We start from the raw sequence: 12,649 nt of genomic DNA on the forward strand, positions 1-12,649 counted from the left end.
AACCTGCAAAGGAGGGGCAGGAAAAGCTTGAAGAGTTATGTCTTGCATAGGTCAAGAGCTTTGACGCCGCCATCCGCAGCAGGTTCATCGTCCTTCGGATCAATCTGGAACAAGCCGTCTGCAGTGTTACCAAAACTCGAAAACCATCCAGGTTTCCATCCTTTTTGCGCCTCGCATCCGACCTGTTCCAGATCGACCAGTGCATGCAATTTTATGGGCCCGAACCCTAATACGCTCCAAACGATGTGCCCAAACTGAAATCCAGGCACGCCCTGTATCGCGACGCTGACACTTTAATGGGCTTATGTCGTTACAAGACAGTCTTGAGCGTACTTGCTGCGATTCTTAACTATACCTGCCCCTCTTTTTTCCGACTTACCGTGTTCAAAATTTGAATTCCGCAGTATCCGAAAGCCGCCCCTAAAGTTTTCCTGCGGATAGCTTTGCGGTAAATTGCATGGATCAGCCACTTTGGTCTTTTGACTGCTAAAGTTGCACCAGATGATTCCCTGACTTGTTGCAAGGACCAATCCCTATGGCGCCGAAGCCCGCATCCAATCCCTTGATGGAAAAAATGCATAAGGCTCTAGCCTATCAAAAGAACGGTGACGTTGAAAAGGCTCAAACGCTCTATAAGCAAGTCTTGAAAAAGGCCCCCAACAACCCGGATGCCAACCACCTTCTGGGTGTGTGTTATCGGCAACTTGGTTACCCGAAGCGTGCTCAGGAATTCATCCAAAAAGCCATCAAACTGGCCGATGACAGAGCTCCCTTTTACGCCAATCTGGCACGCACGTTTTCTGACATGAAGAATATCGGGCCCGAAAGCATTCTTGCTTGCACACAAAAGGCCCTTTCGCTGGACCCGACCATTGTCGAGACGCGGAACCTTCAGGCAGTATCATTAAGCAAATTAGGTCGTCTTGAAGAAGCCGAAGAGATCTTACAGCATCTGATTGTAGATCACCCAGACTACTCAGACGCCTATCGAAACTATGGCATCTTGCTGAGGGATAATAAAAAATTCGACAAAGCAGCGGTCTTTTTCTTTAAATGTACTTTACTTCAACCTGACAATCCGGATCACCACATTGAGCTATCGAAGGCACGCCATGAGGCGGAGCAGTTCATGGAGAACGACGTTGAACTTACGAGGGCACTAACCAAGTTCCCCGACAATGGAGATCTATGTCACCAGATGGCACGCCTTCAGTTCAAGCTTGGAGAAGCCGTCAAGGGTCTTCCTTATGCCCAGAAAGCAGTCAAGATAAACCCACAGGATCATCATGCTCAGGTTACACTTGGCGTCAATCTACATTGCCTTGGTATGTTCAATGAGGCCGTTGAACATCTAACCGAGGGAGTTCGCCTCTCAAAAGGTACACTTCCAGTAGCCGAGTGGAATATCGCCCTTGCCCTAATAGCAGCGGGACGCCTTCAGGAGGGCTGGTCCAAACACTTTCTTAGATTCGAAGATCCAAATACCCCCTCTGTGTGTCGTAAATTCGTTGTTCCTGAATGGGATGGGACACCGCTAAACGGCAAAACCCTTATGGTCTGGAATGACCAAGGTATCGGAGATGCCATCCGAAACGCATCTTTCGTAAAAGAACTAAAGGGATTTGGCGGAAAGATCATTTTAGAGACCGCACGTAAACTCACAGAACTCTGCGAGCGAAGCTTTGAAGGGGTAGAGGTACGCTCAGGCCAATACGATCCTGAAACCCTAGAAGCTACAATAGACGATTATGACATGCATTATTGTTTGGCTGATCTGGGCAAGTACCTTCGGCCTAATATCGAGAGCTTCTCAAAGGCCGTGTCTCCCTATTTAAGCTTTGATCGAAAGCTAGCGCGCAACTATGCAAAGCGCATGGGAGGGGAAACAAACAAACCAGTGGTTGGTATTGCCTGGCGTTCTGGAAACTTGGCTACAGGAAGAGCGCGCTGGTACCTCAGTGCTCCTGAAGCCAAGCCAATTTTTGAGACTCCGAACGTAACTTTCGTCAATCTTCAATATGGGGCCCTTGCCCGCGAACTGGAATTCATTCGAGAGAGACTGGGGGTTAAGTTACAAAGTTGGGATGACGTCGATCTCAAGGATGACATGGAAGCTGCGGCGGCAATGACCGCATGCGTTGATCTCGTGATAACAGCAAATACGAGTGTCGGGGACCTAGCCGGCGCGCTCGGTGTCCCCTGCTGGCGCTTTGGCTCCATTCACAGCGTCATCTTGATGGGGGAACAAAACCCACCTTGGTACCCAGACATGACATATTATCGCATTCAGCCAGACGAGCGGGCAAAGGACGTCGCCCCTCGGATCGCGAGTGATCTAGAGAACTGGACCAAAACAGCAGATCAAACAGCACGCATTCAGCGACTTGGGCTATAAGCTTTCAGGCAGGCTGGAGCCAATATTCAAAGTGCAGAAAAAAGGCGCTCATGAAAGTTCTTGGTCGTCTGGCGACACCTTGTCAGCTGCTCTGCCATTCTGCCCTTCAGTACTAAACGCTCTTCCAAAACGGACCTTATCTTCGCTGCAATAGCAGTCGCTCCACCTGCTGATGAATCTGCTTGGGTGGATAACCAGTTATCTAGCAGCCCAACCTCATCCAGAAAGAAACCGACCTTGTCGTGGCTGCCTAATCCCAATAGCGGCGTATTCATGCCGAAAGGAATGATGTTTGCATGACCGCGCATCCCGATTGAAATATCCATTTGCCGATATGTATCTGCCAGAAAGCCAACCTGAGCACGGGATGGTGGATAAATATTTCGAACGCTATCTTCCAAATTTAAAATTCGTGTGCCCAAACGCTGGGAAAACAGCTCCCAAACATCACTATCAATGCGATTTTCCAGATGCGGAATAAAATAAACCTGAAGCTCCGGATAATCGCCAGCCAGCGCCTGAAATGCTCCACAAAGCGCATCAATCAGCCCAAGACGATTTGCCTCCCAAGGTTCAGGGAAACGAAAATGCGGCCGGTCTCCAGCCCAGTTCAGGCCAATCTTCAAGTCCTTTCCAGCCGACTGAGGCAGTGTCAGTGGAAAGGATGGAACATACATACCTGGATCAGGCAGTATCTCTATACGGTTAGGGTCAAGGCCACCGTTAATTAGAGCATTGCGGCTTCCATTGTTTCGCACCGAAAACATCAACGCACGCTCCTGCGTCGCTTTCAGATGTTCCATCGCAACGGGAAGAAGCTTCTGGCTATCAAAATGAAACGGATTATAGCCAACGGCATAAACCACAATAGGAACCCGGATACGATCGAGATCTTCCAACGCGATGTTGAACTGCCAGCCGGACTTACTAGAATCTTCAGGCCGATGGAAAATCATGCCACCGCCGCCAAGTATCATGAGATCGCAAGTCTCGTTGATACGGTCAATCAGGTCCGGGTGGAATTCGGTTTGCTGGCAATGGATGGGCAGGAATTCCAGTGACTGATCAGAATCCTCTCGAAGAACACGCATTTGACCGTCTTGAAGGGCAAGATCACCGTAGTTACGACCCCAACCGCCTACATGGGCTATACGGATCATGTCATGACATCCTCTTCAAGAAGGCTTTTTTCCAAATCAAAATCGGGCGATTTAAGAAGGTGCTCTGCCATAGCAAAGTCATCGTGAGAATTAATATCCATGGAATGCAAACGATCCATAACAAACGGACGAGCCGTCTTCGTATGGAACGTCCCTTCGATCTCAAGAACACTCGGCTTGGCTATGTAGATCGAACCATTTACGCCGTAGACTGGTTTCAGGTTCTGGCGTTGTAAATTTAAATCGGGTGCGCTCACAACAGGCTTGAGGGCTCCGTCATCAATCCATCGCAAGCTGATAAGTGGCGTAAGACTTTTGTAGACCGAAATAACCGGAGATTCTGGTGCCTGCCAAAACAGATCCAAAGCCTTGGTGATGTGCCAGTGCCGCCTTAGTGGGGCCGTTGGAAGCAGCATGGCTATGGCATCAGGAATTTTGTGCCCACTCTGCCGTACCCACTCAACGTAATGCAAGATCACATGGAACGCATGTACACTGTCGCCAGCAAGTTCGTCTGGCCGCAAAAAGGGAACCGAAGCGCCGAAGGACTGACTTATTTCTGCTATTTCAGGATCGTCGGTGGACACAATGACTTCGGAAATTCCGTCGACCTTCAATGCTTCTTCAATGGACCAACCAATCAAAGGCCTTCCAGCAAGAGGTTTTAAATTCTTACCGGGAACACCTTTAGACCCACCGCGCGCAGGAATAATCGCCACACAATTCATGGGCACACTCTACCATCCCAAGCGACAAGTTTATCACATCCGGGACCTTCCAATGCTTGTTTCCTGATTCTTTCAAACATATTCAATCGTCAGCAACACACGGAAACATGCAATGGCAAGTTCAGAAAGCTCTTCATTTTCAACAGGTGTTTACCATCGATTTCATATACACCAGTCCTATAGCCTAGTCAGGATAGCCGATGCATGCACGGCACATTGGACTTTTGCCGGAGTGAAAAATGAGTAGCCAGATAGCTGAACCAAGCCCCCCCAAATTCATCTGCCAACTCGCTGACTTGAATCTCATCTCTGACGACACAAAGGAAGTTCATTGGCCAAGAACACGTGACACCGACATACCAGTTTTTAGAGACCGCCGATCAGGAGTTATATTTCTGTCAAGACAGCCGAACCTCGACCTACATTACGCAGAGAAGGTAATCGGCAAGAAAATAGAAGCCGAAGTTCAAACAAGCTCCGGTATTTTGAAACTGAAGAGAAACGAAGATCTGGAGCGCAGGCTCAGCCAGACAAGTTCACTCGTAGAAGGCATGAGGGTTTGCGATTTCGGAACCGGCCAAGGTCTGTACTTGGATGCAATCCAAAGTGCGGCCAAACAAGTTTGCGGCATAGAGATCAGGGCAGACTTGGCAGAGTTGATTCGCAATCGCCTGGGTTCGAATGCAGAGGTAGCTTCAGCTATTTCTTCAACATCAGGCAATTTCGATCTCGTAACACTCTTTCACGTACTAGAGCATATTCCAGACCAGCTCGGCGTCCTCAAAGATATTCACACTGCGCTCTCACCTGGAGGAAAGGTATTTGTTGAAGTCCCGCACGCTCGTGATTTTTTATCCCACGAGATGGCCTTACCAGAATACCGAGACTTCATATACTGGAGTGAGCACCTCGTTTTACACACTCAGGAAAGTCTCTCAGCTTTCCTCAAAGCAGCCGGGTTCGGCAACATTAGGATAGAGCCATTTCAACGGTACGGCTTTGCAAATCACTTATACTGGCTGAACGAGAAGAAACCAGGTGGGCATGATCTCTATAAACACATGAGTTCGCCAAACCTTGATAGCGCCTACGCCGCTCAGCTGTCAGCTATGGACAGAACAGACACGCTTATCGCCATTGCAGAAAAGAATGGCTAGTTTCAGGTATCCTGAACAAAGATACACACCTAAATAAGCTAAGGACTAAACCGTCGTATTTCTACGAAGTTTATCAGCAATCGGCTTTTCATCTTCATACACGCAGATGTTTCCATCTCCAAGGACTGTCTCCAGGCGGCGAATGTCGGAGACCAGGCTGGCCAACTCGTCCATTTCGATTGAAGCGGCTTGGTCAGACCCCCAGTCCGACCGGTCAAGGGTCACATGACGTTCGACTGAAGCGGCCCCGAGAGCCACAGCGGCAATCGTCGGCATCAAGCCTTTTTCGTGGCCGGAAAAGCCAATTTTCAGATCAGGGAACTCTTTCGCCAATGTCTGAATACCGCGCAAATTGATTTCAGAATCCGTGGTCGGATAGGTCGATGTGCAATGGTACAGGCAGGCGATTGTGCCCCCGACAGCGTTGATTGTCTTGACCACGCGGCGAATCAACCCCAGATCGCTCATTCCCGTAGATACCAGCAAGGGCCGACCTGTCCGCGCGCAATGCTCCAAAAACGCCTTGTCTGTCACCATGGCGGAGGCGACTTTCAAATAGGGGCAATCATAAGCCATCAGAAAGTCGGTTGAGCCTTCGTCCCATGGGGAGGCAAACCATTCAATGTCCAGCTCACGGCACAGCGCATCAATCTGATCAAAGGCATCCTTGCCAAATTCAAGGCCGTTTTTCTGATCACCGTTGGTGATGCCAAACACGCTGTCGCGCGGCCGGGCCAATTCTTCAGCCGAATAAACGACGTCAATCGTGCGTTTTTGAAACTTCACGGCATCGCAGCCGGCAAGTTTGGCCGCCCGGATCATCTCAAGTGCCTGGCTCAGAGCACCATTGTGATTGATGCCAATCTCGGCGATTACGTAGCAACTGCTGTCAGTTATCATTTGGTCCTGAACGGCTAGAGGGCTTCGTCGCACCACGGATTTCCCCGTGCAAGGCAGCCCAATTTTCAATCACACTCCTCACCTTCCTGCCACTACGTCATGCTGCTGTCCAGCAAATGACAGACGTTGGCCAACAGTAAGCTCTGCTTTCTTTGGAAAAACTCAGAAACAGAACACTGCGATACAAATCAAAGCAAAACGGCCGCGCTTGCACACGGCCGTTGACTTAATTAGGGCATGCAAAAGAATCACCGACACAGGCATTCACGCAGAATGCTCAGCCAACAAATGCCCGCTCAACGACGAACTCGGCAGGCTTATTGTTTGCGCCCTCGTTGAGACCGGCTTTTTCCAGCAAGGCCTTGGTGTCCTTGAGCATGTCCATCGATCCGCAGATCATGCCGCGGTCAATCGCCGGATCAAGCGGCGGAACGCCAAGGTCCGTGAACAACTTACCACTTTCAATCAGGTCGGTGATGCGCCCCTTGAACGGGTAGTCCTCCCGGGTCACGGAGGTGTAATGGATCAGCTTTTCCTGCGCCATTTCTCCGATCAGCGGATCGTTCTTGGTCGCCTCGACCAGATCCAGACCGTACTTCAACTCGGCAACTTCACGGCAAGTATGGGTTACGATCACCTGATCGAACTTTTCATAGGTGTCCGGATCCCGAATTAGGCTGGCAAATGGCGCAAGCCCGGTTCCGGTAGAGAACATATAGACCCGTTTGCCTGGAACCAGTGCATCATTGACCAATGTGCCGGTCGGCTTCTTCTTCATCAAGACGGCATCGCCCGGCTGGATTTTCTGCAAATGCTGAGTCAGCGGGCCATCCGCCACCTTGATGGAGAAGAACTCCAATTCTTCATCCCATGACGGGCTAGCAATCGAATAGGCACGATACAACGGCTTGCCGTCAATCATCAGGCCGATCATGACAAACTCTCCCGAGCGGAAGCGAAAGCTTGCTGGACGGGTCATGCGGAACTTGAACAAGTGATCAGTGTAATGCTGGACGGCAGTGACTTCCTGAACGAAGGCACCAGCAGGAGCTGCATCTTCCAGATCGGCGGGCTTGGCGAGAACATTCATAAGCTTTGGACTTCCGTTCAACATAATAGACGGTAATTTCTGGATACTCCTTACCACTTTCCGTGCCTTGACTTGAAGCAACCAAACTCTCCGAAATGCACAATTGACAAAAAATTTATTTAATCTCACCAAAACGGCGCAATCGAAGGCCCAAGTTTCCCCTCCGGAGCGTCTCGAATGCCCCTCGTTAAGACAAGGCACCCACAAAAAAATCTGGAAATACACGGACTGACAAAAGAGTTGTTTGACAGATCATAATTTCCGAAGCACTGTCTTAATAATTATAAAAGATAAACTTTCCAGACACTTTAAAAGGGCACAGCTTATGTCCGCACCGGAACAGTATTCAGAAGGAAAGAGGATAGCATTTGTTATCCTCGACCGCTTCTCCCTGATAGCGTTTTCCTCCCTCATTGAGCCAATGAGATTAGCAAATCGCTTCCTCGGGAAAGAGTATTATACTTGGACGACTTACTCGCTCGACGGAAATCCTGTCACGGCGAGCAACGGCGTCGAAATATCTGCTCAATCTTCTATCCGTGACCTGCATGATGCGGATATTACACTTTTGTGTACTGGGATCGACGTTGAGCGTTTGCCGCTTGATCCGGAGCTGGGCAAGCGCCTGCGCCGCCTGAATGCCATGGGCCGAACCTATGGAGCCATTTGCACAGGTGCCTATCTACTGGCCCGGTACCATCTTCTGGATGGTCGGCGCTGCACCATTCACTGGGAAAACCTGCATTCTCTGCGCGAGGAGTTCCCTCATGTGGAAGTCAGCTCGGATATCTTCACGATTGACCGGAATTGCATCACATGCGCTGGCGGCATGGCCGCGCTGGACATGATGCTCCGCCTGATCGCCATTCAACATGGTGCCTATCTGGCCCATGAAATTGCGGAAGTCTCGCTTTATCAGAACATGCGGTCCGGCGAGAGCGCGCAGCGTCATGATGCGGAATCGCGGACAGGCATTGCCAACACCAAAATCCTGGATGCCATTCGGATCATGGATATTCACATTGAGGACCCTTTGAGCTGTCAACAGTTGGCGATGACAGTCGATTTATCGCCGCGCCAACTGGAGCGTTTGTTCCGGCGGCATTTCGATTGCACACCCGGGCAGTATTACCTCAGGCTCAGGCTGGATACCGCACGGGACCTGCTGCGCAGAACAGGGCGTCCTGTTCTGGATGTTGCGTTGGCCTGCGGTTTCGCCTCCACATCACATTTTACCAAATGCTATCGGGAGCGGTTCGGCTTTACCCCGACAGAGGAACGGCATTCCTATCAATGGGGCGCCAATCACACCAGTTCTCGGCAGCACGCAACTCGGTGACAGACCAGATGATCTCATGAAAGCTGCTCAACTGCCGAGCAGCGGCCTGATGACAATGAAAAGGCCAAGGGCCAGAAGGCCTGCGTAAAACAGCAGACGGAAGAGGCGCTCGGACAGTCTCTTCCGTATCATCTGACCTGCAAAAAAACCGGCGAATGCGGGCACTGTTGCTCCGACTGACATCCAGCCCATCTCGGCGGTCATCAGGTTGTTGCCCGACAGAGTGACCCCGAGTGCTATTGTCGTGCCCAAAAACAACATGCCCATGGCCTGAACAAACTGATTGCGGTCAAAGCCAAGGCTTTGCAAATACATCACTCCGGGCACGGCATAAGATCCAACCATGCCGGACAAAACACCGTTCACCGTTCCAAGAACAACACCGGACAACGTCTCCTGCTGCGGCGCGGTTTTCATCTGATAGCCAGTGAACCCCAAAATGGCATATGCCACCAGCACCGCCCCGAGCAATGACGACATCAGCGACAGATCCGCATCGCGCAATACCAGCCCTCCAGCCCAAACAGTCACGGTGGCCAACAGCAAAAACGGCCAGATCCGCTTCAAAATCACTTTGGCATGACCGCCAGTCAGTGCCTGGACAACATTGGTTGCAAATGTCGGCACCAACATCAGAGCCATCGCTGTCGGCAGGCTTGTGAGGATGGTCATGAGGCTGAGCGCGACGGTCGGCAGACCAAGGCCAATCACACCTTTCACCAGCCCTGCCAGAAAGAAAACAGCCACAATCAGTGGAATGAGAATCGGATCATCCATCGCGATAACTTAGCTCGATTGAAACGTCGGACAACACCGCGTCAATATGAGCGGTTTTCGGGTTTCGCAAGAAAGCCGAGCCATGCTAGAGTACAAATCATGAACAAGACATCATTTCAGCCCGACCTACCGCTCTTGCCCAATGCACTGGGCCGCCGCCTGTTCATAGCACGGCATGGATTGCTTCAAGCCCCCAAGGGCTCGGGCAAGGGTAATGACCTGCTGCAGGTGATTGAGGACCTTGGCTTCATACAGGTGGACAGCATCAACACGGTCGCCCGCGCGCACCACATGATCCTGTTCGCCCGACGGTCGTCTTATCGCGAGAAAAATTTGAAGCAGCTTTCAGAAAGAGACATGCAGCTTTTCGAGCACTGGACTCATGATGCCTCGATGATCCCCACCCGGTTTTACCCCCATTGGATGCTCAAGTTCGAACGGGATGCGGTTACAATTCGCAATCGTTGGCGAAATTGGCGCAGAGAGGGCTTTGAGGAAAAATTTGACGCGGTCCTGAAGCGCATTGCCGACCATGGCCCAACCACATCAGGCGATGTCGGAGAAGGAGAAGCCCGGAAAAGCGGTGGCTGGTGGGACTGGCATCCTTCGAAAACAGCGTTGGAATATCTGTGGCGGTCGGGCCAGCTTTCCGTCTGCCGCCGGAATGGTTTTCAGAAAGTATACGACCTCACCGAGCGGGTCATTCCAGACCAATATCGGACAGAGAGATCCGATGAAGCAGCCACCATAGACTGGGCCTGTCACGCCGCCCTTACCCGGCTCGGATTTGCAACCTCGGGCGAGATTGCAGCCTTTTTCGATTTGATCACCCCCCAGGAAGCCAAGGACTGGTGTGCCCGGAAGCTGGCCTCAGGCCAAATCATTGAGGTGTTGATTGAGGACTGCAAGACCACCACGCACCGGCGCAGCTTTGCCTTTCCAGGCATATTAGAGGACGCTGCAGCGCTGGAGCCTGCAACTTCCCGTCTGCGCATCCTTTCGCCTTTCGATCCCATGCTGCGGGACCGCAAGCGCGCAGAACGCCTGTTCGGCTTTCACTACCGGATAGAAGTTTTCGTTCCTGAACCAAAGCGCAAATACGGATACTACGTTTTCCCGGTCCTTGAAGGGGAACATCTTGTCGGCAGGATCGACATGAAGGCCTTCCGCGCTGACGACAAGCTCATCGTCAAGGCGTTTTGGCCAGAGCATGGCATCAAGGCCTCAAAGAGCCGCTTGTCCAAACTTGACAGCGAACTCAACCGCATGGCCAGGTTTTCTGGCGTCTCTGAGGTGGCCTACGCCGACGACTGGCTAAGAGAGCCAATGGCGCGGTCCTCCGACTAGCGTTTTACCGCAAACCGGATAAGCTCAATATTTAATCGAATAGCGAATCCCAAAGACATCAGGAGTGAACGACCATGGCCATTGATATCGAGATTGCACGGGCAGCGACCATGCGCCCGATTGCCGAAATCGGCAGCAAGATCGACATCCCTGAAGACGCCCTGATCCCGTTCGGCCGGACCAAGGCGAAAATCGATGGCAGCTATCTCTCTTCCCTCGATGATAAGCCGGATGGCAAACTGATCCTGGTCACTGCAATCAACCCGACACCGGCTGGCGAAGGCAAGACGACGACCACCGTTGGCCTTGGTGATGGTCTCAACCGGATCGGCAAAAAAGCTGTAATCTGCCTGCGCGAGCCTTCGCTTGGTCCTTGCTTTGGCATGAAAGGCGGTGCTGCAGGCGGTGGCAAGGCACAAGTCGTGCCGATGGAAGACATCAACCTGCACTTCACCGGCGACTTTCACGCCATCACCTCAGCACATAACCTTCTGTCGGCGATGATCGACAACCATATTTATTGGGGCAACGAGCTGCAGCTTGATCAGCGACGGATTACCTGGCGGCGCGTTCTGGACATGAACGACCGGGCCCTTCGCTCCGTGGTCTGCTCCCTCGGCGGCGTCTCCAACGGTTTTCCGCGTGAAAGCGGTTTCGACATCACGGTCGCCTCTGAAATCATGGCAATACTTTGCCTCGCCAAAGACCTGGACGATCTGCAAAAACGTCTTGGCAACATCATCATTGGCTACCGTCGGGACAAGACAGCCGTCACAGCCCGCGATCTTGAAGCCGATGGCGCCATGACGGTCCTGCTGAAAGAAGCAGCCCAGCCAAACCTGGTGCAAACCCTGGAAAACAATCCCGCCTTTGTCCATGGCGGCCCGTTTGCCAACATCGCCCACGGCTGCAACTCGGTGATGGCAACAAAAGCAGCGCTGAAGTTGGCGGACTATGTGGTAACGGAGGCCGGATTCGGTGCTGATCTTGGGGCCGAGAAATTTTTCAACATCAAATGCCGAAAGGCAGGGCTGTCTCCTGATGCTGTTGTTCTCGTTGCCACGGTTCGCGCCTTGAAGATAAACGGCGGCATCGCCAAGGATGAGCTGGCTGCCGAAAATGTGCCTGCAGTCACCAAAGGCTGCGAAAACCTTGGCCGACACATAGAGAACATCAAGCAGTTCGGCGTGCCCGTGGTCGTCGCCATCAACCACTTCACCGCTGATACGGACGCGGAAGTCGCAGCGGTCAAAACCTACTGCGAGGCACATGGCGTCGAAGCCATTCTGGCAACCCATTGGGCAAATGGCTCAAAGGGCACCGAAGCGCTCGCTCAAAGGGTCGCAAGCCTGGCAGACAGCGGCACGAGCAACTTTGCGCCGCTTTATGACGATGCCCTGCCCCTGATCGACAAGATCGAGCAGGTCGCCAAGATAATCTATAGGGCTGACAACATCGCCATCGACAAAGGCGTGCGCTATCAACTTGCGCGATGGGAAGCCGATGGCTTTGGTCATCTGCCTGTGTGTATGGCCAAGACGCAATATTCCTTTACGACCGATCCCACTCTGCGCGGTGCCCCCACTGGCCACAGTGTGCCAGTGCGCGAAGTCAGACTTTCAGCAGGTGCCGGTTTTATCGTCGCGATCTGCGGGGAAATCATGACCATGCCCGGTCTGCCGAGCGTGCCTGCCGCCACACAGATCGGCCTGGACGGAAACGGTCAGATCGATGGGCTGTTTTAAGACAAGGCAGC

11 protein-coding genes are annotated in these 12,649 nt (G+C 52.0%); 5 read left to right on the forward strand and 6 right to left on the reverse strand.

Annotation, left to right across the window (positions count from 1 at the left end):
- Positions 1-35: 35 nt before the first annotated feature.
- The gene (locus V6575_RS18540) at positions 36-209 is read right to left on the reverse strand and encodes a hypothetical protein (protein ID WP_340276448.1); all 174 of its coding nucleotides are present in this window, start codon (positions 207-209) and stop codon (positions 36-38) included.
- Positions 210-535: 326 nt separating this feature from the next.
- Between V6575_RS18540 and V6575_RS18545 the strand changes: the two genes are divergently transcribed.
- Positions 536-2,395 carry a tetratricopeptide repeat protein gene (locus tag V6575_RS18545; protein ID WP_340276449.1) on the forward strand — a complete coding sequence of 620 codons (1,860 nt, stop codon included), beginning with the start codon at positions 536-538 and terminating at the stop codon, positions 2,393-2,395.
- A 26-nt stretch (positions 2,396-2,421) separates the two neighbouring features.
- On the opposite strand, the gene V6575_RS18550 is transcribed toward V6575_RS18545, so the two are convergent.
- Positions 2,422-3,555, reverse strand: a complete 1,134-nt coding sequence (locus tag V6575_RS18550; protein ID WP_340276450.1) for a polysaccharide pyruvyl transferase family protein — start codon at positions 3,553-3,555, stop codon at positions 2,422-2,424.
- Complete coding sequence (locus V6575_RS18555) at positions 3,552-4,283, reverse strand: acylneuraminate cytidylyltransferase family protein (protein WP_340276452.1); 732 nt, start codon at positions 4,281-4,283, stop codon at positions 3,552-3,554. The genes V6575_RS18550 and V6575_RS18555 overlap by 4 nt, the downstream gene beginning before the upstream one ends.
- A 239-nt stretch (positions 4,284-4,522) precedes the next feature.
- Here V6575_RS18555 and V6575_RS18560 point away from each other — a divergent pair, with 239 nt between their 5' ends.
- Positions 4,523-5,440 (forward strand): class I SAM-dependent methyltransferase, encoded by a 918-nt coding sequence (locus V6575_RS18560; RefSeq protein WP_340276453.1) that lies wholly within the window; start codon positions 4,523-4,525, stop codon positions 5,438-5,440.
- Between the two features lie 45 nt (positions 5,441-5,485).
- On the opposite strand, the gene V6575_RS18565 is transcribed toward V6575_RS18560, so the two are convergent.
- Both V6575_RS18565 and V6575_RS18570 read right to left on the reverse strand, forming a co-directional pair.
- Positions 5,486-6,340, reverse strand: coding sequence for an N-acetylneuraminate synthase family protein (locus V6575_RS18565; RefSeq protein ID WP_340276454.1), 855 nt, complete (start codon positions 6,338-6,340; stop codon positions 5,486-5,488).
- A gap of 277 nt (positions 6,341-6,617) precedes the next feature.
- Entirely contained in the window at positions 6,618-7,430 is an 813-nt protein-coding gene (locus tag V6575_RS18570; RefSeq protein ID WP_340276456.1) for a ferredoxin--NADP reductase, read from the reverse strand.
- A 325-nt stretch (positions 7,431-7,755) separates the two neighbouring features.
- On the opposite strand from V6575_RS18570, the gene V6575_RS18575 reads away from it, so the two are divergent.
- Positions 7,756-8,769, forward strand: a complete 1,014-nt coding sequence (locus V6575_RS18575; protein WP_340276457.1) for a GlxA family transcriptional regulator — start codon at positions 7,756-7,758, stop codon at positions 8,767-8,769.
- A 27-nt stretch (positions 8,770-8,796) separates the two neighbouring features.
- Here V6575_RS18575 and V6575_RS18580 read toward each other — a convergent pair whose 3' ends face one another.
- Positions 8,797-9,546: a sulfite exporter TauE/SafE family protein gene (locus V6575_RS18580; protein WP_340276458.1), complete on the reverse strand. Its 750-nt coding sequence runs from the start codon at positions 9,544-9,546 to the stop codon at positions 8,797-8,799.
- Positions 9,547-9,645: 99 nt separating this feature from the next.
- Here V6575_RS18580 and V6575_RS18585 point away from each other — a divergent pair, with 99 nt between their 5' ends.
- Positions 9,646-10,893 (forward strand): winged helix-turn-helix domain-containing protein, encoded by a 1,248-nt coding sequence (locus V6575_RS18585; protein ID WP_340276460.1) that lies wholly within the window; start codon positions 9,646-9,648, stop codon positions 10,891-10,893.
- 74 nt (positions 10,894-10,967) lie between these two features.
- Positions 10,968-12,638, forward strand: coding sequence for a formate--tetrahydrofolate ligase (locus tag V6575_RS18590; RefSeq protein ID WP_340276462.1), 1,671 nt, complete (start codon positions 10,968-10,970; stop codon positions 12,636-12,638).
- The last annotated feature ends 11 nt before the right edge of the window (positions 12,639-12,649 follow it).

It is taken from the genome of Roseibium algae (assembly GCF_037783265.1).
Lineage (GTDB): Bacteria > Pseudomonadota > Alphaproteobacteria > Rhizobiales > Stappiaceae > Roseibium > Roseibium algae.